The organism is Devosia sp. 2618 (assembly GCF_040546815.1).
In the GTDB taxonomy this organism is placed as follows: domain Bacteria; phylum Pseudomonadota; class Alphaproteobacteria; order Rhizobiales; family Devosiaceae; genus Devosia.
In genome coordinates this window covers 43,070-68,550 of sequence record NZ_JBEPOO010000001.1, presented here as the reverse complement: position 1 = coordinate 68,550, position 25,481 = coordinate 43,070, and the positions used below count along the sequence as shown (strand labels likewise).

The following is a 25,481-nucleotide window of genomic DNA, read 5'->3' as shown; positions in this document are numbered from 1 at the left end:
GACCATGACCCAGGACATATCTGCCTTCATCACGCAGAATCTGGAACTCAGGCCGCTACTCACCCTGCCGACGATCAGCCTCTATCTGGCCCATGAGCGCAGCCGCCTATCGCGGCTGGCCGATCCAAAAGACGCTGACCCACCACCGCCCTATTGGGCCTTCACCTGGGCCGGCGGGTTGGCACTGGCGCAGTATATTATGGGTCACTCCGAACTGGTCGCTGGTAGACGCGTTCTCGATCTCGGCGCAGGTTCGGGCCTTGTCGCCATAGCGGCCGCCCGGTCTGGCGCAATAGCGTCTGCCGCAGAACGCGACCCACACGGCCGCGCTGCCATCGCACTCAACGCGGCGGCGAATGGCGTTGAAGTCAGCCTATTGGATTTGGATATCATAGGCCTGCCGCCAACCGACATCGACCTGATCCTGGCCGGAGACGTTTTCTACAATCCCGAAATCGCGACGCTGATGCTGCCCTTCCTCACGAGCTGCCGCGCCGCCGGAATTGATGTGCTGATCGGCGACCCGGACAGGCGGGATTTGCCCGTCGACCGATTGGAGCTTGTGGCAAGTTATGCCGTGGGGGACGTGGGGGAGTCCGACGTTTCGAGGGTCGGCAATGTGTATCGGCTGAAGTAGATTTTGCTTGGATACCCCCGAACAAACTCTACTTCTTCGCCTTGGGAACCGGCAGTTCCGCCGCCGTCACCCGCACCAGTTCCGTCAGCCAATCGCTGTCGTCCCAGCGGTCACCCTCAATCAGAAAATAGGGTTTCGACCCCGGATAGGGATGCCCCTCGGTGATTTCGCCAAGATAGGCGCGGCCAGCATCGGTCGGCTTGATATAGAACTGATCGTCGCACACATAGGCGACGATCTTGCCATCGCAATAGAGCGCATATTCGCCAAACATCAGCCGAGACGACAGTCGACCTGCCGCCTCGACCTGTTCGATAATATAGTCGATGGTGCTCCTTTGAGAGCTCACTACATCGTCGCCCCGACCTGCCATGGCACAAATTCATTGTCGCCATAGCCGAGGTCTTCCGACTTGGTGTGCTTGCCCGAAGCGATCTCGATCAGCATGTCGAAAATCTGTTGACCCTTGTCCTCGATCGAAACGCCCTCGACGATGTCACCGCAATTGATGTCCATGTCGTCGGTCATGCGGGCATACATGTCCGAGTTCGTCGCCAGCTTCATCGACGGCACTGGCTTGCAGCCATAGGCCGAGCCACGGCCGGTCGTGAACGCCAGCAGGTTGGCGCCACCGGCGACCTGCCCCGTTGCCGACACTGGATCAAAACCGGGCGTGTCCATGAACACAAAGCCCTTTTCGGTGACCGGCTCTGCATATTCATAGACGGCCGTCAGCGGCGTTGTGCCGCCCTTGGCCGCTGCACCCAGCGACTTTTCCAAAATGGTGGTGAGACCACCCAGCTTGTTGCCGGGAGATGGATTGTTGTTCATCTCGCCATGGTTGCGCTGGGTATAGTCTTCCCACCAGTGGATGCGGCTGATCAGCTTCTCGCCCACTTCACGGCTCACAGCGCGGCGCGTCAGCAGATGTTCCGCACCATAGATTTCCGGCGTTTCGCTAAGGATGGCGGTGCCGCCATTGCGCACGAGAATGTCGGCCGCATAACCCAGCGCCGGGTTGGCCGTAATGCCCGAATAGCCGTCCGAACCACCGCATTGCAGCGCCAGCGTCAGGTGCGATGCATCCACCGTCTCGCGCCGTGCGGCAGCAGCAATGGGCAGCATTTCCTTGACCTTCTCGACACCCCATTCGATCATTTTCTTGGTGCCGCCACGCTCCTGGATGGTCATGGTCTGGAAGGTCTCGCCTTCCTCAATGCCATACATTTCCTTCATGCGGCCGATCTGGAACACTTCGCAACCGAGGCCGACCAGTAGTGCCGCGCCCAGATTGGGGTTGGACGTATAGCCCCACTGCGTGCGCTTGAGGATATCAAAGCCCTCGCCCCGGCTTTCCATGCCGCAGCCCGTGCCGTGCACGAAAGGCACCACGCCGTCGATCTCTGGATAGTCATAGAGCAGGCCCGAACGATTGATCGCCTCGGCGACGAATTTAGCGACAGTCGCTGAACAGTTCACCGAGGTCAGGATGCCGATATAGTTGCGCGTGCCGACCTTGCCATTGGCCCGGCGATAGCCCTGGAACGTGGCGCGCTGGTCCAGCGGCACCATTTCAGGGGCAATCGCGCCTTCGGCAAAGGCATAGTCGTGCTTGAGCGTGCCATCAGCGCCACCCATGCCGCAATTGTGCTCGTGCACCCAGTCGCCCGGCACGATGTTTTCCTTGGCGAACCCGATGATCTGCCCAAATTTGAGCACCGCCTCACCCGCGCCAATCGGGCGGATGGCAAACTTGTGGCCCTTGGGAACACGGCGCACGATGTTGACGCCTTGCGGGGTTTCGCTCCCCACTTCCAGATTTGCCAGCGCCACAGCGATGTTGTCGGCGGCATTCAGCACAAGCGTACGGCCCTGTGGGCGGGTCATAGTTTCAGACATTGGGTGACTTTCGGGGGGTATGGTCTCAACTTCGCTTTACGCCCGCTCCATTTGCCGCCAGATTGCGCCCGCAACTGGCAGCGATGGGCGTTGTAAAGCACCACGGCACTAACTAACATGTTAGCATGACAGCGATAGAAAGTCCCTACTCTTTTCTGGTGAGACCAACGACGCTTGCCCGTGGCAGCGTCACCGCCGAAGTGACCACCGCGATCCGCAATGCCATCGTCTCGCTTGCCCTGCCGCCGGGCAGCATCATCGACAAATCCGCCATCTGCGAACAGCTCGGCGTGTCGCGCTTTCCAGTCAGCGAAGCCCTGGCGCGCCTGCAGATCGAAGGCCTTGTAGACATCGCGCCGCAGCGCGGCTCAACCGTCTCGCTGGTGCGCATTGCCGACGTCCGCGAATATATGCTGATCCGCAAAGGCCTCGAGTCAGAGGCCCTGCGCGTTTTGATTGGCAGCCACGATGCCAGCCTGATCGAGGCGCTGCACGCCAATATGGCCGCCCAGCGCGAAGCGGCCGAACGCGACGATGCCGAAACCTTCCACCAGATCGACATCGAGTTTCATGACATCATCTATCGCTCGATGCGGTTCAGCAAGATCAAGAACATCATCGATTCGGCGCGCTCCAATCTCGACCGGGCCCGTCGCCTGATCATCACGCCGCGCCGCCTGGCCCTGACCATCGCCGAACATCAGCAGATTTTCGACGGCATTCTGGCGCAGGACCAAGGCAAGGCGAACCGTGCCATTCGCGCCCATATCGACGCGGTCATGGTCGAACTCTTTGCCTTTGCCCGCGAGCACCCCACCATGTTTGCCGATGGCGCCCAACTGGGCCCCGACAGCGACAGTTTCCCGTTCGGCTAAGGAGGCCGATCCATGCTCAAGAATATCCCCCCAATTCTCGGACCCGACCTGCTCGGCATTCTGCGCGCCATGGGCCATGGCGATGAAATCACCATCGTTGATGCCAACTACCCAGCGGACGCGGCCGGCCCGGCACTCGTCCGGCTCGATGGCATCAGCGCCACAGATGTGCTCGACGCCATTTTGATGCTTATGCCGCTCGACGATTTCGTCGATGAAGCTGCGATCTGCATGCAGGTCGTCGGCAATGCCGGCAAGCGCGAGCCGATCATGGATGAGTTCGAAAAGATCATCACCCGTCACGAGCCAAAGCAGGCCCTGACCTCGATGGAACGCTTTGCCTTCTACGACCGCGTCAAGACTGGCTATGCCATCATTCAGACCGGCGAGCGTCGTCTCTATGGCAACATCCTGCTCAAAAAGGGTGTCATCCGCCCCGACGCGTAACCGAACCGATTGAACCAAGGTCGCCCTCGACAGACTAACATGTTAGCGGCTATTGCCATGCTCAACGGCAAAAGGGACTGAACGCATATGAAATTGCTCCGCATTGGCGCCAAGGGCGCAGAAAAGCCTGCTATCCTGGCTGAAGACGGCTCGATCCGTGATCTTTCCGGCATTGTCGGCGATATCGGCGGCCACACGCTGACCCCAGAAGGCCTGGCCAAAATCCGCGCCACCGATATCGGCGTGCTGCCAAAGCTCGACGCCGGCCAGCGTATCGGCCCCTGCGTTGCCAATGTGGGCAAGTTCATCTGCATCGGCCTCAACTATGCCGACCACGCTGCCGAAACCGGTTCGCCAATCCCTGAAGAGCCCATCATCTTCATGAAGGCCACCAGCGCCATCATCGGCCCCAATGACGACGTGATCATTCCAAAGAACTCGATCAAGCCGGACTGGGAAGTCGAACTTGGCATCGTGATCGGCACCGAAGCCCGTTACGTCGACGAAGCCGACGCTCTCAACCACGTTGCCGGCTATTGCCTGATCAACGACGTGTCCGAGCGCCACTTCCAGACCGAGCGCGGCGGCACCTGGGACAAGGGCAAAGGCAGCGACACGTTTGGCCCGATCGGCCCATGGGTTGTCACCAAGGACGAAGTTGCCGACCCGCAGAACCTGGCCATGTGGCTCGAAGTGGACGGTCACCGCTACCAGAACGGCTCGACCAAGACGATGATCTTCAGCGTCGCCACTGTCGTCTCCTATGTCAGCCAGTTCATGAGCCTGCAGCCCGGCGACATCATCTCCACCGGCACCCCTCCCGGCGTCGGCATGGGCATCAAGCCAAATCCAGTCTGGCTCAAGCCCGGCAACGTCATGCGCCTCGGCATCGAAGGCCTCGGCGAGCAGACCCAGAACGTGAAGGCCTACTCGGCCTGATCTGCCTTCACCTCTCCCTTGGGGGAGAGGTCGTCCCCTCTTAGGGGCGGGCGAGGGGGTTCCCAAGATACTCAGTTGGAAAAGGCCCCCTCACCCGTCGCTACGCTCCGACCTCTCCCCCAAAGGGAGAGGTAAGAAAATCTTACCCCCGCCGCGCCACCAGATCGATCTCGACCAGCGCCCCCACCGCCAGCGCCGTCACCCCGATCGTCGTCCGCGCCGGCAGTTTCCCCGCTTCGAAAAAACTCGGCCACAACGCATTGAGCGCCGCATAGTCGCGCTCGAACTGCGTCAGATAAATCCGCGCCATCGTGACATGCTCGAGCCCCAGCCCGATCCCGCCCAATACGACCTTTAAATTCTCCATCACCCGCACCGTCTGCTCCTCGACGCCTTCGGGCAGTGGCGCATCGGGGGCCTGCGGGTCGGTCGGCATCTGGCCGGTGAGAAACACCCAGCCATCGGCTTCCACCGCGTGCGAGAACGGCGCAACGGGGCGGGGGCCGGACGCGATCATGTGATAAAGTAACTCACTCATAGTCATACTCTCTCGTGATAGTGCTTGAGCCTCAACGCGCGCACAGCCATAAGTCAACGGCCCAACACGCATTGAGCCCTGTTGCGCTACGAGAACGCCAGTCATGTTCGACATCTTCCATACTGTTTCTGCCTATCTCGAACATTTTCTCAACACGATTTCGGGCAATTTCTGGCTGACCTTCTGGTTCATCTTTGCCGTCGCCATCGGCGAAGCCGTGTTCATCGTCGGCCTGTTCATCCCCTCGACCCCCGTGCTTCTGCTGGCCGGCGGCATCATCGCCGAAGGGCGCCTGCCGTTCTGGGAGGTCTATTTCGCAGCCGTGATCGGCGCCATTATCGGCGACGCGCTGTCCTACACCATCGGCCACTTCCTCAAGGACTCCATCAAGGAGGTCTGGCCGTTTCGCAATCATAAGGACCTGATTGATCGCGGCGAACAGTTCTTCGCCCGCCATGGCGGCAAGGCCGTGTTCATTGGCCGCTTCATTCCTGGCGTGAAGGCCGTCATTCCCGGCGTCGCCGGCATCATGGGCATGAAATACAGCCACTTCACCATCATCAATGTCAGCTCGGCCTTCGTTTGGGCTGCCGCGCACATCCTGCCCGGCATGTTGCTGACAGCGTGGCTGAAATCTATTGGCCTGTCGCTGGAGCTGGTGATTGTCGTGGGTACGCTGGTGCTGGTCGCATTGTTCATGCTGCTGCACTACCACCGCCGCATCCTGCTGTTTTTCGCACCCTGGCTGGGTGGCTTTGGCCGCTCCATTCAGGCGCGTTGGGGCAAACAGGACGCCGCCCACTGATCACGGCTTGCGGCGACGCTCGGCCTTGCCCACATTGAGTGGACAAGGAGAGAGCATTCGATGTCCGATACCGAACACACCGTTATCCGCGAAGATGGCGCCAGCCGTGGCCGCTACGTGATCCATTTGGCGCCTGGCTTTGATGCGGAAATGACCTTCAGCACGGCCGCTGACGGCACCATCACCATCGATCACACCGGCGTGCCGCGCGAATATGAAGGCCAGGGCATTGCCGCCAAACTGGTCAACAAGGCCATCACCGAGGCCCGCGAACAGGGCTTCAAGATTACGCCGGTGTGCTCCTATGTGGTGGCGCAGTTTCGGCGCCACCCCGAATGGTCAGATCTGCGCGCCTGATCAGAAGCCGTAGCGCACCTGATCCCGTCCCTTGGCAGCGACGTCATCGAGCTTTTCCCAGGGCACGATGATGGTCGGGGCGCCATAGGCATAGGGCGCCACTTCATAGGGCTGGAACTGGATGGTCAGCCCATAATCATTGTCAAAGCTCCAGCGGCTCGGATCGACCACGATGTTGGCAATGTCCTTGGAGTCATCGACCTGCAGCCAGTCGGCATGATCGGCTTGCAGTTGCTCCCAGGCGAAGTCGGTCAGCGTCTTTTCCCAGGCGTCACCAGCAAACACGTCGCTTGCGACCACTTCGCGATTCTCGGGCACGAGATAGTGCAGGTAGCTGATGCCCCACTCGCCATGCGCCGCACCGTGGAAATAGGCGAATGAGTTGTACTGCAGCGAAATGCGGTTCGCCCCGGCAACGTCTTTGACAAACACCGTCGATTGGCTGTCGCTCGATGCATTGAACTCATCTGGCTCGGCCGCGACGGCGTCGAGCATCTGCTGGCCAGCATTGGCCAGAACAAAGGCGTTGAAATCCTTGGCCAGCGGATCGTCGCCATCGAGCTGGGGAAAGATCGCTTCGCGTCCCGCCACTTTCCAATAGGATTGCGGATCATCGACTTCATTGGGATCGGGCAAGGCATTGTAAGCCGACTGCACAAAGAACCGATGCCCACCCAGCATCCGGCTGGCCTCAAGCGCCTTGCTGCGCGCTTCGAATTTTTCAACGAGGCACACGCCGCCCTTCTCGTCATAGCGGCGCGTGGTCATGGGCTTGGCATCATCGGTGCAAACACGCTGCACATAGCTCAGCCAGTTGCGCTGATCCGTGCGCATGGCAGCCTCGGCATCCTTGGACAGCCCCCCAATGGCCGTCGCGAACGTCTTGGCCAGCACACCATCGGCGAGGGACAAGTCACCAAAATCGCAGATGGCATGCTCGAACGGCGTGCCGGCCTTGCTGCAATCAAAACTGGCAGCCGAAGCCGGAACGATGAAAAGCCCGAGCAGAAAAGCCGGTGCAAGAATGCGCGACACAAGCATTAGGTCGTCCCTGGAATATGAAAACAGAACGCTGGCAGTTCAAAACGGCAGCGTCAACACCGCCTAGTCAGGCGAGATGGCGACATTTCGGCAAACGCAAGTATTTTGGCCTTAAGCCCTTGATGCAACACGGCCCGGCGGCTTCGGCGATAGCACCGGATCAAGAATATGGACCCGATTGCGCCCATCATCCTTGGCCATATAGAGCGCTGCATCGGCCATTTCTGTGGCCATTTCGATACTATCACCATGCTCGATCAGGCACGCGCCGGCACTGACTGTCACCGTGGCCTTCCGACCGTCCGGCATGGTCACCGGCTGCCCGCTCACCGCCGCGATCACCCCATAGGCCGCCGCCCGCAACAGATGCGGCGAGCTATCGCTCAGCAGCACGATGAACTCGTCGCCACCCCACCGTGCGCACACACTTTTGCCATCGACGACCTCACCTATCCGTCGAGCCACCTCGATGATCACCGCATCGCCACCGGCATGGCCGAACGTATCGTTGATGGCCTTGAAGTGATCGATATCGACCAGCAACAGCCCATGCTGCTGCTCCGGCCGCGCCGCCTCGAAGGCCGCGATAAACCCGCGCCGGTTGGCAATTCCGGTCTGCCCATCGCGAAATGCCAGCCGCTCAAGCTCTTCGGTGCGCTCGCGCACCCGATCTTCCAGCAATCTGGTATTGTCACTCACAGTCGCGGCCATTTCGGTGAAAGCCACCGACAGCCGATCAACCTCATCGCCACGACGACTATCGAGTGACAGCGCCGGAGCAAAATCGCCGCGCCGCGCACTGTCGACCACCCGCTCCAGCCGGTTCAGGCGATCCAGCACCTGCCGCTTGAACCCCAGCACCAACACAGTCGCCACCATCCCCATCACCGCCGCCAGCAGCAGCCCGATGGGCACGAACAGGCGCTTATCGATGATGGCGTCAATATCCATCAGCGTGACATTGTACCAACCGAGCTTGTCCAGATACCCGACGCCGACCAGCGTTTCCTTGCCGCCAATCGTCATGAACTTAGACATCGCATTGGCTTGGCCGGACGACACCTGCTCCATCAATTGGCGCAAAGCTGCCTGATCCACCGGCTTGTCGACCATCGAAAACACCGTGCGCTTGGCGCTCATCTCCTTGGTCAGGCTGCGCAGATCCACCATATCCGGATCGCGATGCGCCTGCACGGCGCCCTGCCGGTCGACGAACATCGACGTCACGCCGACCTGTGGGACATTGACCACTTCCTGAATGAAATTGGTCAGGTCGATACCGGTGCCCAACACGCCCAGAACCTGTCGGCCCTCGCGGATGACACAGTTCATCCAGACTTTGGTCACCCGCAGATTGGCGTCATTGTCGACGTTAAGATGACAGCCCGAGCCAAGCCCCACGGTCGAATAATACCAGGCGTCGCGCGGGTTATCCGCACTCACCGTGTAGCGAAACTGGTTGCCGGCATAGGAGTTGGCGGCGTCGTTGAAATAGTAATTCCCCGAGGCGCCGATCACGAAGAAATAGCTGTGATCGGCAAATGAGCGCCTGAAATGCTCAAGCTCGGCCACGCCCCGCGCCTTGGCAGACGGATCGGTCTCATCCCGCGCCCAGTCGCGGATCGACTGCGAACCCGCCAGCGTTTCCGCCAACGAGACCTCGCGCATCAATGCTTCGAGCCCACGATAGCGGTCATAGAGGATTTGTTTTTCGGCAAACAGCGTGCCTAGTTGCACCACTGTCGAAGCGACGATCCAGTTGAAAGCGGCATAGGCCGGTATCGCCACGGCAACAAAGCCCAGCAGCACCATTATGAGCACACGCAGCCGCAGGCTACCGGCGATTTTTGTACCGAGCCCTGTGATTTTGCGCGTGCCCCCAACACCACTTGGCCCGTGAAGGCCTTTGCGCGCGCAGTGTTGACCACCACCCCTCTATGATTGGTTAACAGATTGCTTCGGCTTGGACCGAGAAACCTAGCCGAGTGCCAGCGTACCACGCGCCAGAAACAGCTGCACTTCGAGCAACTCTTCCTGCCGCAGCTCATGCCCACCGGGGTGCCAGAATAGCGAGGTGTCCGCGCCATTGGCTGCATAGAAATCATTCAACGCCTGCGTCGTGGCTGGCGGGCAGATCGGATCGCGCTGCCCCGCGGTGATCAACACACGCTTGCCCGTCAGATCAAGCTTTGGCGGCGTGAACGGGATCAGGGGATGCATCAAGACCGTGGCGTCGAACAACTCGGGCGCCGCAAATTGCACCGCCGCCAGGATATTTGCGCCGTTGGAATAGCCAAGCCCAACCACCTGATCGGCCTCACCCTCAGCTTTGCGGGCGCGCACGAAATCGATCATCTGCCCGGTGCGCAGCCGCAGATCGTCCATGTCATAGACGCCTTCAGCCGTACGCCGGAAATAGCGCAGCGCCCCGCCTTCGCTCACATTGCCGCGCGGCGCCACGACCCGGGCACCCGGCAAAACCTGCGACGCCAGATCAAAGAATTGGTTTTCATCACCACCCGTGCCGTGAAACACCACAAACAGCGGCGAAGTCGCATCCGTACCCAGTCCTTCGCGGTAGTGATAATCTGTCATTCCTGTCTCCCAGACTCGATCCTGGCCGACATATCGGCCGACACCTCGTTCAACGCAACCACCAACGCCGCCACGCACTGTTACACAAAACGAAACGATCGGGCTCCGCGACCCGTGAACACACCCAGCTTTGCGTTCGCGCCGCATTCATGCACAATGGCCTTATGTTTCTGTCCATTTTCGATGTGTTCAAGATCGGCATCGGGCCATCCAGCTCCCACACAATGGGGCCGATGACCGCTGCCAAACGCTTTCTCGATGAGTTGCGCGCCGATCACTGGCCGCGCGCCGCGAGCGCTCGCCCGGCCGCTATTACGGCCAGCCTGCACGGTTCGCTCGCCTTTACCGGCATCGGCCACGGCAGCGGCCGCGCCGTCATCCTCGGCCTGTGCGGCGAAGACCCCAAGACCATTGATCCCGATGCGATGGACGCCATGGTCGCAGCCGTCGAGGCCAGCGGTCAGGTTCATCCGCCCGGCCACCCCGTCTATCGCTTCCGCCCGGCGGTCGATCTGGTGTTTGACAAACGCAACGCCCTGCCCGGCCATCCCAATGGTCTGCAGTTCGCCGTCTACGACACCGATGGGCAATTGCTGTTGCGCCGCGCCTACTATTCCATCGGCGGTGGCTTCGTCGTCAGCGCCGAAGAACTTGAGGCGCTCAAGACCGCCTCACCCAGCCAGGCCGACGTGCCCTATCCCTTCGCCAACGCCAAGGACATGCTTGCCATGGCCACAGCATCGGGCCTTTCCATTGCTGGAATGAAGCGCGCCAACGAAGAAGCCACGCGCAATCGCGTTGCGCTCGATCGCGGCATCGACGAAATCTGGGGTGTCATGACGACCTGCATCGATCGCGGCATCAGCCAGGATGGCATCATGCCCGGCGGCCTCAACGTCAAACGTCGCGCCCACGACATCCACCGCCAACTCGACGCGCAATGGCAGCGCAACGAGATGACGCCGCTGATGGCCAATGATTGGCTGAGCCTTTACGCCATGGCCGTCAACGAAGAAAACGCTGGCGGCGGCCGCGTCGTCACCGCGCCAACCAATGGCGCGGCCGGCGTCATCCCATCAGTGATGCGCTATTTCCTCAAATTCAACGCCGCTGCCGGCCCGCAAGCGGTACGCGACTATCTGCTGACCGCCGCCGCTGTCGGCGGCATCATCAAGCACAATGCCTCGATCTCTGGTGCCGAAGTGGGTTGTCAGGGCGAAGTCGGCTCGGCCTCGGCCATGGCCGCCGCAGGCCTCTGCGCCATCATGGGCGGCACACCGGCCCAAGTCGAAAACGCCGCAGAAATCGCGCTGGAACACCATCTCGGCATGACCTGTGACCCCGTTGCCGGCCTCGTCCAAATCCCTTGCATCGAACGCAACGCCTTTGGCGCGGTCAAAGCCGTCACCGCGGCCTCGCTCGCCCTAAAGGGTGACGGTACCCACGCGGTTCCGCTCGACGCCTGTATCGAAACCATGCGCCAGACCGGCATGGACATGAGCCACCGCTACAAGGAAACCAGCCTTGCGGGCCTCGCCGTCAACGTCGTCGCCTGCTGAGAGAGAAAGACTAAGTACGGTCAGTCACCGGGCGTTGGTCCAGCGCCAGGATCAGCGCCGTCACCACCGCATAAAGCACCGTCAGCACCAAAATGCCGAACGTCGCATTGGTCAGCCCCGCAACCGCATAGCCAACTGAAACAGTTGCCGCCAGATAGAGTGCAGCCGAACGATGCGGCCCCCGCACAGAAAGCGCTCCAACAATCGGCGCTGCCAGCATCAACCCGTAGCAGGCCAAGCCCATCAGCCCACCGATCGCCATGAAGTTGGCGAGGTCGGCATGGAGGTGGTCATAGTGCGGAAATTTCACGCCTTCAGGTGCGTACCGGATAGCCGCACCTACGAAGTCGAAGAATCCGTGCCCATAGATCGGCGAAGCCAGAAAGGCATTCCAGGAAGAAATGTACATACCCAGACGTCGATTAATCGAGCTTTCTGTAAACCTGCCAGTGGCGAGAAACGTACCAATCTGGTCAATACCACGAAATTCGTTGAACCAGCCCAGAGAGAACCCGACCACCGCCGCAGTCACGCAAATCAATGCAGCGCCAAGTGCCACAAATAGCGCGTGGCGGAGCGGTAACATTGTCAGCGCCACCGAGGTCAACGCAACGATGATCAGCGCTCCGTAAGCCATAAGCGGACCGCGCGATCCAGTCAGCCAGATCGAAACCAGTGCCAGCACGGGTCCGAGCAGGTACAGCGGGCGGAGCCGCAGCGTACCAAAGCACCCCACGAGCGCTACAAACCCAAGACTGAGCGCAACGTCGCCCATATGGACAGGGTTAAGGACAATCCCACCGCCCCGGCGCGCGCCCAAGACAAAAAAGTCATAGGCGCAAACAGCCGTGCTGATCGCTGTCCCCCCCAGAGCGAGCAGGCCAATCAGATGAGGCGTCAGCCGATTGCCAAGGCGATGCAGCAGCACCGAATAGGGCCATATCAGCCAGAGCGGCGCCAGCGTTAGAACCAGCACCACATCGAGAGGTGATCTTGCCGTCGGGATCAGCGCCAGCATCAGCAGCAGGCCGGCCACCAGCGACACCCAATAGGCCGTCTGACCGAGTGGTTCCTTACGCCATGCGGCGACGGCCAGCAGCCCCAGTGACAGAACCATCAACACGACGCTGATCGTATTGGTGACTTCCGGCAATATCGGTGGCAGCACCAGCCCAACAACCAGGGCCAGCCATGCCAACAGAAAAAGAATACGAGCCAAAGGCCACCCCGGAATTGCTTCCATACTTCAATGGACCGGGGCCCTGCCCGCGTCAACCGAGGGCCGCAAATGGCCTGTGGTCTACTTCTCGCAATCGCTAAAATCCGAGATGCGGAGGGTCAGCGCACGGCAAATCGTCCCTGCGATTGCCCGATATGGGCCCGCATGGCCGCCTCGGCACCATCCGCATCGCGCGCGCTGATCGCCGCGATCAATCGCATATGTTCATCCAGCGCCGCCCGGTTCACCTTGGGCTCGGACACAAGGCGAAACAGATGCACATGGGTGTGCAGGCGCGCCAAGGCATCCATCAGCAGCCCATTGCCAGCGCTCGCCGCGATCTGGTCATGAAACACCATGTCGAGCCGAGCAAATTGGGCATAGGCATCCGGCCCGTCCTGCTCCAGCAGATCTTCCATCTCGCCGCACAGCGTTCGAAGCTGTTCGATGATGGCTTCGGGCATCAGCTCAGCGCATTTGCGCGCCGCAAACGGCTCAAGGTGCATGCGAAATTCGTAAAGCTCGGCAAACTGCACCGCCGTGAGCTGGGGCGCGGCGCTATAGCCGACCAGATGCGTCTTGCGCACCAGCCCTTCGCTTTCGAGCCGCATCAGCGCCTCGCGGATCGGCGTCTGTGACACGCCTAATTGACGCGCCTCGGCATCGACCGATATCCGCGCGCCCGGCGGAATATCAAGCGACATGATCCGCGCAAACATCGCGCTATAGACCTCGTCGCCAATCCGCGCCGGCCGCCGCAGCAGGCCCGCGACCGCGCTTGGAACGGCCATTAGCGAGCGCCCATCAGATCTATGGCGTCAAAGCGCGACATGTCGGCCTGCATTTTGGTGAGAACGGAAGAGAGCAGGGCTTTTGCCGCCGCCACCTCCCAAAGTCAACGGCGCGCAAGCCGCATCCGGATCACCACGTCGCTATCGCCCCTATTCTGCGCTTTCCGCCATCACTTTCTCGACCTCGGCGAGGTCGGCGCCCATCCCAATTCGGTTGGCGAAGCTGTCATAGTTTCGGAGGGCGGGATGAATGGGGGGCGGCACCTGCCCGGCGTCCGAATAGGCCTGGTTGATATGGGCGCGAAAATCGACGCCACCGCGACGCACAAGCCTTAGCCCCTGATACGACACCGGCGATCCCACCTCGGGATTGCGGGTAATGAAACCCATGTCCACGAGTGTATCATCTACATCGAGCACGCCCTGCACGGCCGACGCGATGCCCTGATGGTAGGCGTCGTGAAAGAGGATATGCGCGTCGTTGCCGATATAGGTCAGCACACCCATAAAATCGGCCTGCGCCGCATCATGGGTATGCAGCGCATCGATCAGGACGAAATCGGGGGCGCCACCGAGCAGGTCGATCGCCGCACCGGTATCCTGGGGCGAGTACCCACTGAGCCTGCGATAACGGCCATGCAGATGGCGGTCGGGTATGCTGAAAGGCTCACCATCCGGATCGAGTCCCACCGCCACACCAAAACTGTTGTCCTCGAGCGCGCTTGCGATAATACGCGCGCCGCCGCCCCATCGAACCCCAATCTCCAGCACACGCTCCGGCCTCAGGCCACGCACGAGCGCGTAGAGCATGATGCGGTCAGTTGCGCACATATCGCTTGGATGCATGAACGCCGCGCCGATGCGCTCGCCCGTGGACAAATCGTAGAGATTGGGGCGCTGAAACAGGTTGCGGGTCACGGTCTGCCCCGCGCGCCTCAAATCTCTGAGCATTGGGCGAAGATCCATCGCATTACCTCGCATGGCCAGAACAGGATGTCCCGACCCACAAAGGCTAGCATCTGACTAAGCAGCCGCCACGTCGTCGTCCGGCCTACACGCTAAGCCTTTCGGTCAGTGCTCGGCGCAATCTGATAATATAGAGCAAACTTTGATTGGCCGTTCAGAAAAAGTCGGCCGCGACTAGGAATTTTCAGACAACGCCCCCTCAACAGAAAATAGCCAATCCTATCAATTTAGTGCACCGCAATGACTAAAATATGAACTATCAATAAATTACAATTCTCCACCGCTGCGGAATCAAAATTCCGAGTTGTTTCTGGGTTAATAAAACCAGTTTACTTAGAATTTGACTCTGCGCGATATTCACCCACTCCAACAGTAACCACTTCCGATATTTATCCTGGGCTCACTCTGCCCTGCCGTTTTAAAAGCACTCGTTTCGTCATTTATCGGAATGCGGTCATTTGCACTTTCCCAACGCCATTGTGGCCGCAGAGACGCAAGGCCCGCGGCGAGCCCATGACCTTCCACGGCGCTCCAGCGCAGTATTCGACTAACGCCTCGACCGGCAGAATGGGCGTGTTGGTCATATGCATCTGGACGCCATCCAGCCCGCGTTTATTGTGCGATGTTACGGCACCCCACAAATGGCGATGGCCCAGAGAGCGCTATCATCGGGTGCGCCAATGCAGCTGACGACGGCGGCTGAGCCGTTAGGCCACTATTGCGCTCTCGGGCACCACCTGTGCCAAGACGCAGTGATCCGCGTTGGCAGGCGGTGATGCGGCCATCCATTGCTACCGGTTTCGCGAAAAGGGGATCTTACCCTCTGCCCCATTTGGCGGGATGGATAATCGACCACGGTCATACTCGCTCGGGCGGTGACGGGTCATTAGCTAAGAGCCCCAAAGTCGCCACCGCACGTCGAAAGTTAGGCAACAGTGACTTATGGTTACGGGTTTACCTCACCTTGTTGGTGTTGGTGTTGGTGTTGGTAGCGAACACCTCCTCCGCTGGGATTTCGTCAACCGGGCGCTTGATGAAGAAGGCAGCTCTTCCGAAGTAGGCGTCAGTTGCAGCAGAGCAGAAAATAGCGGGGCCGAACAGACCAAGATAGAGATGCTATCTAGACCGTGCTTTGTCGCAACACTATGGGTTCCTCTTTAGGAGGGTGGAGCGCCATGACGGACAACGCTAGCCATAAACGACCCAAACTCAGCGATGTTGCCCGCGCCGCCGGGGTGTCTCCGGCAACCGTGTCGAGGGTGCTGAACCATCCGGGAATCGTTCGCCCCGATTTGCAGGCCAAGGTACGCAAAGCCATCACCAAGCTCGGCTACGCGCCAGATGCGGTGGCTCGAGCGCTCAGCCTGGGACGCAGCAGCACCATCGGCGCAGTAATACCCACACTAGGCATGACAGTTTTCGCCAATGGCACCGCAGCGTTGCAACAGCGCTTGCGCGAGCATGGATACACACTGTTGATTGCCAATTCCGAATATGATTCGGACCGTGAGCTAGAAGAGATAAAGGTGCTGCTTGAACGCGGGGTCGATGGCCTGGTGCTGGTCGGTGACATGGTCAGCTCGGCCGCCGTCTCTCTGGCAGGTCAATATGACGTGCCCGTCATCACCACGTATGTCAACGAATCACAATTTGCGGTGCCGGCCGTCGGTATAGACAACGCCGAGGCGATGAACAGAGTGCTGCAAATGCTACTCGATCTGGGACACCGCGAATTCGGTATCATAACCGATGTAGCCCCGCACAATGACCGCCAGCGGGCGCGACGGCAGGGACTACTGACAGCGTTTGACATTGCGGGCATAGCGCTAGCGCCGACCCGGATCGCAGAAGTCCCATATTCGGTGACAAATGGACGGACAGCCTTCCGCAAGTTGATGACCATGGAGCCGGAGATCACTGCCGTGATCTGCAGCTCCGACGCCTTCGCCATTGGCGCCTTGGCCGAGAGCCGAGTATTGGGTCTCAGCGTGCCCCGCGATGTTTCGGTGACTGGATATGACGATGTGGACATGTCGTCGCATACCGATCCGCCGCTTACCACGGTCAACGTGCCCGCAGCCATGATCGGGCGGTTGGCCGCGGATCACATTGTGGCGGCGCTCAATGGCTGGGTACCGCCCGCCACTACAAAGCTGCCAACCCAAATCATGCTCCGCGGCTCCTCCGCACCACCGCGCAATACCGAAACATAGTTTCATCAGGTTCGGGCTGACCTCGGCCGCCTCTTAATACCAATATGCATGCTGACTAATCGTCCAAGTGAAGCTTCATGCTCTATATAGTTTGGCAGTTATCGTCATCGCGAGATGCCAGTTGACAGTGGGTGCGGGATGAGTAGATATAGAGATGAAAGCGGTTTCAGGCAAAGATGCCGAAGCCAAGGGGGATTGCCTAATTGGTTCCGGGTAGCCTGAAGGTTATTAGTTTCCGCCACTGCCTTCAGTGGGCGACCGCGATGCAATATCTGGCCGACCTGCGCGTCGATGTGAATAACATCGACCTGTCAATGCATGACTTTGGGTGCCATTGGGCAGGGGGATTCAGTGACGACGCCCGCACGGTCTATTTGTGCCGCAAGTTTAGCGCGCGCACCTTGCCCATGGACATCAAGCCCGCCGGCGTCGTGGTCGTCCTTGGTCGTCTGATCGACCAGAAGCATTTTATAGCAGCGAGCTATCGGCTGGACGAGTTGGATACTGTTAACTTTGTCCATGATGCACTGTTTAGGCACACAGCCGAGATCGACGATTACTTTACCTCAGGTCCTGCCCCCGGCGGGCCCCGTGCGAGCCCTTCAGGACGCGACCTGCTGGGGCAAGCCGTGTTCAGTCAGGAGGGGGTCAGCGACAATGTCCAGACGCCGGTTCACGTTGGATTTGCAGTGACTGAACAACGCGACACGGCGCTGATGGCGGAGGGTATCGCTAGTGAATACGAGCGCTCGCTGGCACAGGGTGAGTGCGCGCGTGTGGAGGAGGCACTATCCGGTGCGACCGCCGTCCTGCGGCGTGTATCGGCAGTAGTCTATCGGGCTGCCTCAATAGGACTAATCGGCCTTGTGAGTGGTGGCGGAATGGTCGCCTGCCTTCGGCAGACGCAGCTGCCTCTATTCCATACAAGGCGGTCATCCCACTCTCTTGATATATTGGCTGGAAGCGCTTTCAAAGCTACTGCCTAATTCCAGCCCAAGGGCTGGTGGACTGAGATGTTTACGTTGAGCATGCAGCGCAGTCACTGCAAGAGTGCCGTCATAGGCCAGAGTGGGTGGCCGACAAACAAAGAAAATTGGAAAACAGGGAGAACTACCAATGATCAAGCATACAGCAATTTTTTCCGCAAACGGCGTTCGCGCCGTGGTGCTGGCCAGCCTGCTCGGCGCAACCGCACTCGTAACCGTCTCGTCCGTCGTCGCACAGGACGAAAAGTCAATGGCCGTCGTGGTCAAGGTGGCCGGTGATCCGTGGTGGCTGCGCATGGAAGAGGGCCTGGTCGAATATGCTGCAGCAAACCCTGGCATCAAGGTGTTCATGCAGGGCGTTTCCCACTCGGACGCAGCTTTGCAGGCGCAGCTGATCGAAGATCTGGTAGCGCAGGGCGTGGATGCCATCGGCATCGTACCGATCTCGCCCCAGACGCTGGAGCCAGTGCTGGCCAAAGCCCGCGCGCAGGGTGTTGTCGTGGTGACCCATGAGGGCGAAACTCAGCCGACCAAGAACTTTGACGTTGAAGCCTTCGACAACGCCGAATATGGCGTGCATCTGATGGATCATCTCGCCGCCCAGATGGGTGAAGAGGGCGAATACGCAGTCTTCGTCGGCAAGCTTACCAACGCAGCGCACACCGCCTGGGTGGATGCCGCAGTCGCCCATCAGGTGGCGACCTATCCCAAGATGACCCTGGTCGGCGACCGGATCGAGACCAATGAGGACGCGGCAACCGCGTACCGCAAGACGCTCGAACTGCTGGTGGCCTATCCCAATATAAAGGGCTTCCAGGGCTCGTCCTCCAACGATCCCATCGGCATCGGCCAGGCGATTGAAGAAGCTGGCCTCGAAGAACGCACCTCTGTGGTCAGCACCAGCCTCGTCTCGTTGACGCAGGACCTGCTGGAAACCGGCGCTGTCGATCTTATTAGCTTCTGGGATCCGAAGATGGCTGGCCAGGCGATGATGTCGGCGGCTATCCGCGCAATGAACCACGAGCCGATCGTGACCGGCGACGATCTCGGCGTGCCCGGCTACAACAATGTCATCGTCAAGGGCGACATAGTTTATGGCGCGGCCTGGGTCGACGTGACCGTCGAGAACATGGAACAGCACAACTTCTAGTTGCGCAGTTACTGATCAATAGCGATGCCGGGTCTGCGGACCCGGCATCATCTTTAGATTGAGGTTGTTTCATGGCTGATATCGCGGACAATGCGCGGGCAAAACCGCACCCAACCGCCGGCACTGCGCCCCTGCTGCGCATTGTCGATATTGCCAAATCTTACGGCGGGGTGAGGGCGCTGTCGGGCGTCAGCCTCGAGGTTGCCGGGGGCGAAGTCATTTCGCTGGCCGGCGAGAACGGGTCGGGCAAATCGACCTTGATCCGCTCGATTGCTGGCGTCGAACGCCCCGATTCCGGGAAGATATTTATCGATGGCGTCGATTGGTCGGCACAGCCGCCATCAGCGCGCATCCATGCTGGCGTGCAGATTATCTATCAGGATTTTGCCCCGTTCCCCAATCTGTCGGCGGCTGAAAATATCTGGCTCCCGCGCCAGATCAGCCAGGGCCGCCATCTGATCAACCGCATCAAAGGCCGCGCGCTGGCTAAGTCAGTTCTGGACGACATGAAGGTCACCATCGACCTTGACAAAGATTTGAGCGAGCTGCCGGTATCGCACAAGCAGCTCGTGGCGATTGCGCGGGCTCTGGCCCATGACGCGCGCCTGCTGATCATGGACGAGCCAACCACCGCCCTGACCCACCGCGAGGTCGATCAGCTGTTCACCCTCATTCGTCGGCTGGCCGGCGAGGGCATGGGTTTCATTTTTGTCAGCCACAAGTTGCAGGAAGTTGCCGATATCGCCGAGCGGGCGGTGGTGCTGCGCAGTGGCCATGTGGTGCTGTCGGCGCCGCTCAACGAGCTGACCGAAGCCGATATCCAGCGCGCCATGACCGGCCGGGAAATTTCATCAGATCGCTATGAGCGTCCGGCGCTTCCGGCAGCCGCCCAGCCGCGGCTCTCGCTGACCAGCCTGTCGGATGGCGACCAGTTTCAGGATGTCAGCTTTGATCTGGCGCCCGGCGAAATCCTCGGCCTTGGTGGGCTTATGGGCGCTGGCCGCACGGCGCTTGCGAAAGCCATTTACGGCATTGCGCCGGCGGCCAAGGGTCAGTTGCGCATCGACGGGCGTGATGTCACCGTGCGCAGCGTGGCTGACGCGCTGCGCACCGGCATCGCCTATGTGCCCGAGGATCGGCTGAGCGAAGGCCTGTTCCTCGATTTCAGCATCCGCGACAATATCGTCGTCCGCGCCGCCAGCCGGTTGACCGACCGTTTCGGCTGGCTCACCGGGCAGCGCAAATCCGCCGAAGCCAAGCAGTGGATCGACAAGCTGTCAATCAAGGCATCGTCGGACCAGGCACCGGTCACCAGCCTATCGGGCGGCAACCAGCAGCGCGTGGTCCTGGCAAAATGGATGGCGAGCCATCCCGCCGTGCTCATCCTCAATCGCCCCTCCGTGGGTGTAGATGTCGGCTCGAAGGCCGGCATTCACGATGTCATCGTCGATCTGGCCAATCAGGGCGTTGGCATCATCGTCATTTCCGATGATCTACCCGAATTGATGCAGGTTTGCGACCGGGTGCTGATCTTGCGCAATGGGCGGATCGCAGCCGAACGAGTGGTTGCGCAAAGTTCGACCACCGAAATCATGGCCATTATCAACGAGAGCAAGTTATGACCTTTCCACGACTTCAGCTACGACAGGAAACCATGCTGCTCCTGGTGCTGGTCCTGCTGGTCGCCATCGTCGGCATCATCAATCCAAGCTTTCTGACCTACTTCAACCTGTTCTCCATGCTCAAAAGCAGCACGGTGGTCGGGCTGTTCGCCATCGGCTTTTTCATCGTGCTGATCATTGGTGGGCTCGACGTCTCCTTCGCCGCCATTGCCGTGGTGGCGATGTACGGCACGGTGACGCTGGCGAATGCGTTGTTCCCCGATCTGTCGATCTGGTTGCTGTTTGGCATTGCCGCGCTGATGGGGGCAGGGCTGGGGGCTATCAACGGCCTGCTGGTCACCTGGCTCAAAGCGCCATCACTGATCATCACACTGGGCACCACCAGCCTGTTTCGCGGCTTCCTGCTGTATTTCGTCGGCACCGATACTATCCGCAAAGTGCCGTCCGGCATGGTCGAATTCTCGCGCACCAATATTCTGACGTTGACCGCAGATAACGGCGCCAAGGTGGGCTTGCATGTCTCGGTGCTGATGTTCCTACTGATCGCGGCGCTGGTGTTTTTCGTCATGCGCTACACCACTGTCGGACGCAGCCTTTATGCCATCGGTGGCAATCGGGTGGCGGCGGCGCGCATGGGCATCAATGTCCAACGCATCGAAATCCTCGCCTATACCACCGCGGGTCTGCTGGCTGGCATTGCGGGCCTGACCGCCGCGGGCGTGATCCGGTTGGCCAATCCGCAAACCTTAGTCGGCGGTGAACTCGATGTCATTGCCGCCGTCGTCATCGGCGGCGCGGCGATCACCGGCGGGCGTGGCAGCGTCATCGGTGTGCTGCTCGGCACCTTGCTGATCGTCACTACCAATAACAGCCTGATCGTGCTGGGCGTTTCCACCGTGTGGCAAAAAGTGGCCATTGGAGCGCTGCTGCTGCTGGCCATCGGCCTGCCGCTGTTCGGCCAGTTCAGCCAGCGCCAGCGAGGTACCGAGCCATGACCGCGAGCGCACAAGGCAAGGGGAAGACCTCAATGAAACTGCCCGAATATCTGAACACGCATGTTGTAGTGCTGTTTGTCGTCGCCATCCTGATTATGGCCGGGCTTGGTGTGGCGCGGCCCGACATTTTCCTCAGCGTCCAGAACCTGCAATCTATGTTGCTGCAGACCAGCGTCATCGGCCTGCTAGCGCTAGCAGTGGCGCTGACCCTGCTCACCGGCGGCATCGATCTGTCGGTTAATGCCACCGCCAATCTCGGCTCAATCGTGACCGCCAATATCATGGCAGGCATGGTCGCCGGCCAGCTCGGCCTGCCCCCTGAACTGGTGGCGCTTGTTGGTGTCGCGGTCGGCGTGGGCGTGGGCATGCTGTGCGGCCTGCTCAATGGCATGCTGGTCGCAGTGCTGGGCTATTCGCCCATTCTGGCGACGCTGGGCACGATGACCCTGTTCACCGGCATCGGCACCGTCATCACCGGCGGCAGCACCCTGTTCGGCATCAGCACCTTCGCCACTATCGGACGCGGCACACTATTCGGCCTGCCGATCCCGGCGCTGATCTTCCTCGTGGCGGCAATCGCTTTGGCGTTCATGATGCATGGACGTCGAATTGGCTTCAACATCTACCTCTACGGCGCCAATCCGGTGGCCGCGCGCTATTCCGGCATCAACACCAGACGGCTGCTGCTAGCGGTTTATGCCCTCAGTGGCGCGCTGGCGGGCCTTGCCGGCATGATCAATCTGGGCGTGACCAATTCGGCGAACGTCGACTTCGGCTCGTCCTATGTGTTGATGGCCATCCTAGTGGCCGTGCTCGGCGGCATTTCGCCCTTGGGCGGCGTCGGCAAGATCGTTGGCGTGATCTTTTCGGTGCTCATCCTGCAATTGCTGTCTACCGGCCTCAACTTAGTGTTCCAGTCAAGCGGCAGCAACTTCCTCAAGGACTTTGCCTGGGGAGTGACGCTGATAGCCGTGTTGGCCTTTGGCGCGCTGAAGTCCAGCCATTTTACTAACTTGCTTCGCCTTGGCCAAAAGGCCGATGACCGACTGAAAGGAGGAACGGAGGCATGACCCAGATCGACAATAAGGACGATGCCGTCCTCCTGGCCTGTGACGCCATGCTGCGCGAAGTCGGCAATATGCCGTTGACGCCAGCCCGTCTTGAGGATGCATCGGGCGTGATCCGCAGCATCGTCGCTGCCATCCGCACCATGGATGAGGTGGACGTCAGCGAGGTTGAACCCGCCTTCGCGTTCCGAGTGAAGCCATGAGTACGATTGTCCCCCTGAGCATCCGCAAGGCCGGTGAGCAGCTGCGCGCGCGCAGCCTGAGTGCCACCCAATTGGTTACTCAGGCCATCGCAACCGCCGACCGGCTAGATCGAGAGCTCAACGTGTTTGCGGCGCGTACCGACAGTACCCGCCTGCTCGAGATCACGGGGCAGATCGATCGCCGGCTCGACGCCGGCGATGAGGTTGGCCCACTGGCGGGCATTCCGCTCACTATCAAGGACATCTTCGGCACCCACGACCTGCCCACCACCGCGAGTTCTAAAGTCCTCGCCGGCCACCAGACCGGAGTCGATGCCGTGGCCGTGTCACGCCTGCGGAGCGCCGGTGGCGTGGTGATGGGCAAGTCCCAAACCCACGAGTTCGCCTATGGCCCTACCACCAACAACGACTATGCCGGCCCCTCGCGCAATCCCTGGAATCCAAACCATGTGCCCGGCGGCTCCAGCGGCGGTTCGGCCATCGCCATTGCCACCGGCATCTGCATGGGCGCAACCGGCAGTGATACCGGTGGCTCGATCCGCACCCCCAGCGCGTTGTGCGGCATTTCCGGCCTCAAGCCCACCTATGGGCTGGTCAGCAAACGAGGTGCCCTGTCGCTAGCGTGGTCGCTCGACACTGCCGGGCCAATGTCCCGCAGCGTCGATGATCTGGCCTTCCTGCTCGAGGCCATGGCCGGTTTCGATGCCGAAGATCCGGGGTCCGTGAAGGTGACGCTGCCCCGCTATAGTGAGGTGGTCAGCCAATCTCCCGAGCGGCTGCGCATTGGCGTTCCGGCTCATTACTATCTGGAGGGCGTAGATGAGGAGGTTCGCGCGGCGTTCGAGTCCTCGCTCGATCTGCTCCGCGCGCTGGGCCACTCCATCGAGACCATGGTGCTGCCACACCTAAAATACGCGCTCGGTGCTGAGCTGGCGATCCTGGCCGCCGAGGCTTCCGCCTATCACCGCGACCGCATGCGCGCGCGGGCCGATGATTTCTCATCGAACGTGCGGCGTGAACTCGATGCTGGCATGAGCGTTCTGGCGACGGATTATCTGCTCGGCCAGCGCGTACGCCGGCTGATCTGCAAGGATTTCGCCGAGGTTTTCACCAAGGTCGACATGCTGGTGACCCCTACTGTACCCATCGTTGCCCCCGGCATAGGCGAGAGCACTGTGACGATCAACGGCGTGAAGGTTCAGGCGCTGGATGCGCTCTGGCGCAATGTGTTCCCCACAAATCTAAGCGGCTCGCCCACTCTGTGCCTACCTAACGGCTTCTCGGGCTCGAGGCTGCCGATCAGCCTGCAGTTGATCGGTCGCAATTTCGACGAAGCCACATTACTGCGTCTCGGCGTGCAGCTGCAGAAATATACAGACTGGCACCAGCGGACCCCGCCGGGGGCCTAGCCATCTTCGCAGTACTCGCCGTTCCAACCCTTTGAGACCTGGGCTTCGCCCGGAGCCTCTCGCTTATTGAATTTGGAGTTGATACTGATGACTCGTTATGACGCCGGTGCACTGACGGCCTTTGGCGCAACCCTGCTTGCCCGCCACGGTATGCCAGCTGATCGGGCACAGAGTGTGGCGGAGATTCTGGTCGAAGCAGACATGATGGGACATGACACCCACGGCCTGCAGCTATTGCCAGCCTATGTTGACGACCTTATCTCCGGCGGCATGACCGCCGCTGGCGAGCCGACCATTGTCAGTGACCGCGGCGCGGTCGCGGTCTGGGATGGCGAGTGGCTGAGCGGGGTCTGGCTGACCTTGCAGGGGATGGAAAACGCCGCCACCAAGGCTCGCACCTTTGGCATCGGTGCCGTCGCCATTGGCCGCAGTCATCACATCGGCTGCCTGCAGGCCTATTTGCCCCGCCTCACAGAGCAGGGACTGATGGCCATCATCACCTGCTCCGACCCCTCCATCGCGTCGGTCGCCCCTTACGGCGGCCTCGACCCCGTGTTCACCCCCGACCCCATCGCTGTCGGCATTCCCACCGAGAATGAGCCGATATTGATAGATATGTCCTCCTCAATCACCACCAACGGCATGACAGGACGGCTCGGTCGCAGCGGCGAGCGGACGGCCGGCCTGTGGCTGCAAGACAGCAATGGTAACGCTACCGACGATCCCACCGTGCTCAATCAGACGCCGCCGGGGACGTTGCTGCCAGCCGGCGGCCACGATCACGGCCACAAGGGCTATGGAATGGCCCTGATGGTTGAGGCACTGTCGCAGGGCCTGAGTGGCTATGGCCGCGGTATCGCCGAAAAACGCTGGGGCGCCGCCACCTTTATCCAGGTTTTCGATCCCGAGTTTTTCGCCGGTGTCGGCGCTTATCAAGAGCGCACCTCTGCCCTCGTCAAGCTGTGCTTGGGCTCACGTCCCCATGCGGGTATGGCCGCGGTTCGGCTGCCCGGACAGAAGGCGCTGGCCTGTAAGCGTGATGCCCTCAAGGACGGTGTCCCGCTCGTGCCAAGCGTCGTCGATGCGCTGACTAAGATGGCCATTCGGGAAAACCTCAAACTGTCCGGCGTGTAGCTATCGAAGAAATAGGCATGCTCACGGACAGACC

General features: G+C 60.4%; 25 protein-coding genes. 16 read left to right on the top strand and 9 right to left on the bottom strand.

Annotation, left to right across the window (positions count from 1 at the left end; translation table 11 throughout):
- Positions 1–4: 4 nt before the first annotated feature.
- On the top strand, positions 5–637 hold the full coding sequence (locus ABIE28_RS00345) for a class I SAM-dependent methyltransferase (RefSeq protein WP_354059073.1): 633 nt from the start codon (positions 5–7) through the stop codon (positions 635–637).
- A 28-nt stretch (positions 638–665) separates the two neighbouring features.
- On the opposite strand, the gene ABIE28_RS00340 is transcribed toward ABIE28_RS00345, so the two are convergent.
- Together ABIE28_RS00340 and ABIE28_RS00335 are read right to left on the bottom strand one after the other, a co-directional pair.
- Positions 666–986, bottom strand: coding sequence for a TfoX/Sxy family protein (locus ABIE28_RS00340; RefSeq protein ID WP_354059071.1), 321 nt, complete (start codon positions 984–986; stop codon positions 666–668).
- Positions 986–2,536 (bottom strand): UxaA family hydrolase, encoded by a 1,551-nt coding sequence (locus ABIE28_RS00335; RefSeq protein ID WP_502913345.1) that lies wholly within the window; start codon positions 2,534–2,536, stop codon positions 986–988. Before ABIE28_RS00335 ends, ABIE28_RS00340 begins: the two co-directional genes overlap by 1 nt.
- A 125-nt stretch (positions 2,537–2,661) precedes the next feature.
- Here ABIE28_RS00335 and ABIE28_RS00330 point away from each other — a divergent pair, with 125 nt between their 5' ends.
- The 3 genes from ABIE28_RS00330 to ABIE28_RS00320 all read left to right on the top strand — a co-directional run bounded on the left by ABIE28_RS00330 (position 2,662) and on the right by ABIE28_RS00320 (position 4,797).
- On the top strand, positions 2,662–3,411 hold the full coding sequence (locus ABIE28_RS00330; protein WP_354059069.1) for a GntR family transcriptional regulator: 750 nt from the start codon (positions 2,662–2,664) through the stop codon (positions 3,409–3,411).
- A gap of 12 nt (positions 3,412–3,423) precedes the next feature.
- Positions 3,424–3,858 carry an RbsD/FucU family protein gene (locus ABIE28_RS00325; protein WP_354059067.1) on the top strand — a complete coding sequence of 145 codons (435 nt, stop codon included), beginning with the start codon at positions 3,424–3,426 and terminating at the stop codon, positions 3,856–3,858.
- An 87-nt stretch (positions 3,859–3,945) separates the two neighbouring features.
- Positions 3,946–4,797, top strand: a complete 852-nt coding sequence (locus tag ABIE28_RS00320; protein WP_354059065.1) for a fumarylacetoacetate hydrolase family protein — start codon at positions 3,946–3,948, stop codon at positions 4,795–4,797.
- Positions 4,798–4,939: 142 nt separating this feature from the next.
- Here the strand turns inward: ABIE28_RS00320 and ABIE28_RS00315 are convergent, their stop codons facing one another.
- Entirely contained in the window at positions 4,940–5,335 is a 396-nt protein-coding gene (locus ABIE28_RS00315; RefSeq protein ID WP_354059063.1) for a RidA family protein, read from the bottom strand.
- Positions 5,336–5,438: 103 nt separating this feature from the next.
- Here ABIE28_RS00315 and ABIE28_RS00310 point away from each other — a divergent pair, with 103 nt between their 5' ends.
- Both ABIE28_RS00310 and ABIE28_RS00305 read left to right on the top strand, forming a co-directional pair.
- Positions 5,439–6,140 carry a DedA family protein gene (locus tag ABIE28_RS00310; protein WP_354059061.1) on the top strand — a complete coding sequence of 234 codons (702 nt, stop codon included), beginning with the start codon at positions 5,439–5,441 and terminating at the stop codon, positions 6,138–6,140.
- Positions 6,141–6,200: 60 nt separating this feature from the next.
- A complete protein-coding gene (locus tag ABIE28_RS00305; protein ID WP_354059059.1) occupies positions 6,201–6,497 on the top strand; it encodes a GNAT family N-acetyltransferase in 297 nt (98 codons plus the stop codon).
- On the opposite strand, the gene ABIE28_RS00300 is transcribed toward ABIE28_RS00305, so the two are convergent.
- The 3 genes from ABIE28_RS00300 to ABIE28_RS00290 all read right to left on the bottom strand — a co-directional run bounded on the left by ABIE28_RS00300 (position 6,498) and on the right by ABIE28_RS00290 (position 10,133).
- Positions 6,498–7,538: a DUF3298 domain-containing protein gene (locus tag ABIE28_RS00300; RefSeq protein WP_354059057.1), complete on the bottom strand. Its 1,041-nt coding sequence runs from the start codon at positions 7,536–7,538 to the stop codon at positions 6,498–6,500.
- A gap of 111 nt (positions 7,539–7,649) precedes the next feature.
- Entirely contained in the window at positions 7,650–9,350 is a 1,701-nt protein-coding gene (locus ABIE28_RS00295) for a sensor domain-containing diguanylate cyclase (RefSeq protein ID WP_354059055.1), read from the bottom strand.
- A gap of 165 nt (positions 9,351–9,515) precedes the next feature.
- Positions 9,516–10,133, bottom strand: a complete 618-nt coding sequence (locus tag ABIE28_RS00290; RefSeq protein WP_354059054.1) for an alpha/beta hydrolase — start codon at positions 10,131–10,133, stop codon at positions 9,516–9,518.
- Positions 10,134–10,297: 164 nt separating this feature from the next.
- Between ABIE28_RS00290 and ABIE28_RS00285 the strand changes: the two genes are divergently transcribed.
- Positions 10,298–11,692: an L-serine ammonia-lyase gene (locus ABIE28_RS00285; RefSeq protein WP_354066364.1), complete on the top strand. Its 1,395-nt coding sequence runs from the start codon at positions 10,298–10,300 to the stop codon at positions 11,690–11,692.
- A gap of 10 nt (positions 11,693–11,702) precedes the next feature.
- On the opposite strand, the gene ABIE28_RS00280 is transcribed toward ABIE28_RS00285, so the two are convergent.
- The 3 genes from ABIE28_RS00280 to ABIE28_RS00270 form a co-directional block, all read right to left on the bottom strand.
- Complete coding sequence (locus tag ABIE28_RS00280; protein WP_354059053.1) at positions 11,703–12,911, bottom strand: O-antigen ligase family protein; 1,209 nt, start codon at positions 12,909–12,911, stop codon at positions 11,703–11,705.
- A 119-nt stretch (positions 12,912–13,030) separates the two neighbouring features.
- Positions 13,031–13,702 carry a GntR family transcriptional regulator gene (locus ABIE28_RS00275; RefSeq protein WP_354059051.1) on the bottom strand — a complete coding sequence of 224 codons (672 nt, stop codon included), beginning with the start codon at positions 13,700–13,702 and terminating at the stop codon, positions 13,031–13,033.
- Between the two features lie 150 nt (positions 13,703–13,852).
- On the bottom strand, positions 13,853–14,620 hold the full coding sequence (locus tag ABIE28_RS00270) for a class I SAM-dependent methyltransferase (RefSeq protein ID WP_354059049.1): 768 nt from the start codon (positions 14,618–14,620) through the stop codon (positions 13,853–13,855).
- A 1,223-nt stretch (positions 14,621–15,843) separates the two neighbouring features.
- Here ABIE28_RS00270 and ABIE28_RS00265 point away from each other — a divergent pair.
- From ABIE28_RS00265 to ABIE28_RS00225, 9 genes are all read left to right on the top strand, one after another.
- Positions 15,844–16,881 carry a LacI family DNA-binding transcriptional regulator gene (locus tag ABIE28_RS00265; protein ID WP_354059047.1) on the top strand — a complete coding sequence of 346 codons (1,038 nt, stop codon included), beginning with the start codon at positions 15,844–15,846 and terminating at the stop codon, positions 16,879–16,881.
- A gap of 263 nt (positions 16,882–17,144) precedes the next feature.
- The gene (locus tag ABIE28_RS00260; protein ID WP_354059045.1) at positions 17,145–17,867 is read left to right on the top strand and encodes a hypothetical protein; all 723 of its coding nucleotides are present in this window, start codon (positions 17,145–17,147) and stop codon (positions 17,865–17,867) included.
- A gap of 130 nt (positions 17,868–17,997) precedes the next feature.
- Entirely contained in the window at positions 17,998–19,017 is a 1,020-nt protein-coding gene (locus ABIE28_RS00255; protein WP_354059043.1) for a substrate-binding domain-containing protein, read from the top strand.
- A gap of 71 nt (positions 19,018–19,088) precedes the next feature.
- The gene (locus tag ABIE28_RS00250; protein WP_354059041.1) at positions 19,089–20,639 is read left to right on the top strand and encodes a sugar ABC transporter ATP-binding protein; all 1,551 of its coding nucleotides are present in this window, start codon (positions 19,089–19,091) and stop codon (positions 20,637–20,639) included.
- Entirely contained in the window at positions 20,636–21,634 is a 999-nt protein-coding gene (locus ABIE28_RS00245; protein WP_354059040.1) for an ABC transporter permease, read from the top strand. Before ABIE28_RS00250 ends, ABIE28_RS00245 begins: the two co-directional genes overlap by 4 nt.
- A 32-nt stretch (positions 21,635–21,666) precedes the next feature.
- Positions 21,667–22,704 carry an ABC transporter permease gene (locus ABIE28_RS00240; protein WP_354059038.1) on the top strand — a complete coding sequence of 346 codons (1,038 nt, stop codon included), beginning with the start codon at positions 21,667–21,669 and terminating at the stop codon, positions 22,702–22,704.
- Entirely contained in the window at positions 22,701–22,904 is a 204-nt protein-coding gene (locus tag ABIE28_RS00235) for a hypothetical protein (protein ID WP_354059036.1), read from the top strand. Before ABIE28_RS00240 ends, ABIE28_RS00235 begins: the two co-directional genes overlap by 4 nt.
- Positions 22,901–24,313, top strand: a complete 1,413-nt coding sequence (locus ABIE28_RS00230; RefSeq protein ID WP_354059034.1) for an amidase — start codon at positions 22,901–22,903, stop codon at positions 24,311–24,313. Before ABIE28_RS00235 ends, ABIE28_RS00230 begins: the two co-directional genes overlap by 4 nt.
- An 87-nt stretch (positions 24,314–24,400) precedes the next feature.
- The gene (locus ABIE28_RS00225; protein ID WP_354059033.1) at positions 24,401–25,447 is read left to right on the top strand and encodes an Ldh family oxidoreductase; all 1,047 of its coding nucleotides are present in this window, start codon (positions 24,401–24,403) and stop codon (positions 25,445–25,447) included.
- Positions 25,448–25,481: the final 34 nt, after the last annotated feature.

What these genes read in the sequence shown, in the direction of transcription:
- ABIE28_RS00245 (WP_354059040.1), top strand. Translation starts at nt 20,636, where the DNA reads ATGACCTTTCCACGACTTCAGCTACGACAGGAAACCATGCTGCTCCTG.
- ABIE28_RS00335 (WP_502913345.1), bottom strand. Translation starts at nt 2,536, where the DNA reads ATGTCTGAAACTATGACCCGCCCACAGGGCCGTACGCTTGTGCTGAAT.
- ABIE28_RS00290 (WP_354059054.1), bottom strand. Translation starts at nt 10,133, where the DNA reads ATGACAGATTATCACTACCGCGAAGGACTGGGTACGGATGCGACTTCG.
- ABIE28_RS00345 (WP_354059073.1), top strand. Translation starts at nt 5, where the DNA reads ATGACCCAGGACATATCTGCCTTCATCACGCAGAATCTGGAACTCAGG.
- ABIE28_RS00250 (WP_354059041.1), top strand. Translation starts at nt 19,089, where the DNA reads ATGGCTGATATCGCGGACAATGCGCGGGCAAAACCGCACCCAACCGCC.
- ABIE28_RS00330 (WP_354059069.1), top strand. Translation starts at nt 2,662, where the DNA reads ATGACAGCGATAGAAAGTCCCTACTCTTTTCTGGTGAGACCAACGACG.
- ABIE28_RS00240 (WP_354059038.1), top strand. Translation starts at nt 21,667, where the DNA reads ATGAAACTGCCCGAATATCTGAACACGCATGTTGTAGTGCTGTTTGTC.
- ABIE28_RS00230 (WP_354059034.1), top strand. Translation starts at nt 22,901, where the DNA reads ATGAGTACGATTGTCCCCCTGAGCATCCGCAAGGCCGGTGAGCAGCTG.
- ABIE28_RS00265 (WP_354059047.1), top strand. Translation starts at nt 15,844, where the DNA reads ATGACGGACAACGCTAGCCATAAACGACCCAAACTCAGCGATGTTGCC.
- ABIE28_RS00315 (WP_354059063.1), bottom strand. Translation starts at nt 5,335, where the DNA reads ATGAGTGAGTTACTTTATCACATGATCGCGTCCGGCCCCCGCCCCGTT.
- ABIE28_RS00320 (WP_354059065.1), top strand. Translation starts at nt 3,946, where the DNA reads ATGAAATTGCTCCGCATTGGCGCCAAGGGCGCAGAAAAGCCTGCTATC.
- ABIE28_RS00300 (WP_354059057.1), bottom strand. Translation starts at nt 7,538, where the DNA reads ATGCTTGTGTCGCGCATTCTTGCACCGGCTTTTCTGCTCGGGCTTTTC.
- ABIE28_RS00305 (WP_354059059.1), top strand. Translation starts at nt 6,201, where the DNA reads ATGTCCGATACCGAACACACCGTTATCCGCGAAGATGGCGCCAGCCGT.
- ABIE28_RS00285 (WP_354066364.1), top strand. Translation starts at nt 10,298, where the DNA reads ATGTTTCTGTCCATTTTCGATGTGTTCAAGATCGGCATCGGGCCATCC.
- ABIE28_RS00275 (WP_354059051.1), bottom strand. Translation starts at nt 13,702, where the DNA reads ATGGCCGTTCCAAGCGCGGTCGCGGGCCTGCTGCGGCGGCCGGCGCGG.
- ABIE28_RS00255 (WP_354059043.1), top strand. Translation starts at nt 17,998, where the DNA reads ATGATCAAGCATACAGCAATTTTTTCCGCAAACGGCGTTCGCGCCGTG.
- ABIE28_RS00310 (WP_354059061.1), top strand. Translation starts at nt 5,439, where the DNA reads ATGTTCGACATCTTCCATACTGTTTCTGCCTATCTCGAACATTTTCTC.
- ABIE28_RS00325 (WP_354059067.1), top strand. Translation starts at nt 3,424, where the DNA reads ATGCTCAAGAATATCCCCCCAATTCTCGGACCCGACCTGCTCGGCATT.
- ABIE28_RS00295 (WP_354059055.1), bottom strand. Translation starts at nt 9,350, where the DNA reads ATGGTGCTGCTGGGCTTTGTTGCCGTGGCGATACCGGCCTATGCCGCT.
- ABIE28_RS00235 (WP_354059036.1), top strand. Translation starts at nt 22,701, where the DNA reads ATGACCCAGATCGACAATAAGGACGATGCCGTCCTCCTGGCCTGTGAC.
- ABIE28_RS00225 (WP_354059033.1), top strand. Translation starts at nt 24,401, where the DNA reads ATGACTCGTTATGACGCCGGTGCACTGACGGCCTTTGGCGCAACCCTG.
- ABIE28_RS00260 (WP_354059045.1), top strand. Translation starts at nt 17,145, where the DNA reads ATGCAATATCTGGCCGACCTGCGCGTCGATGTGAATAACATCGACCTG.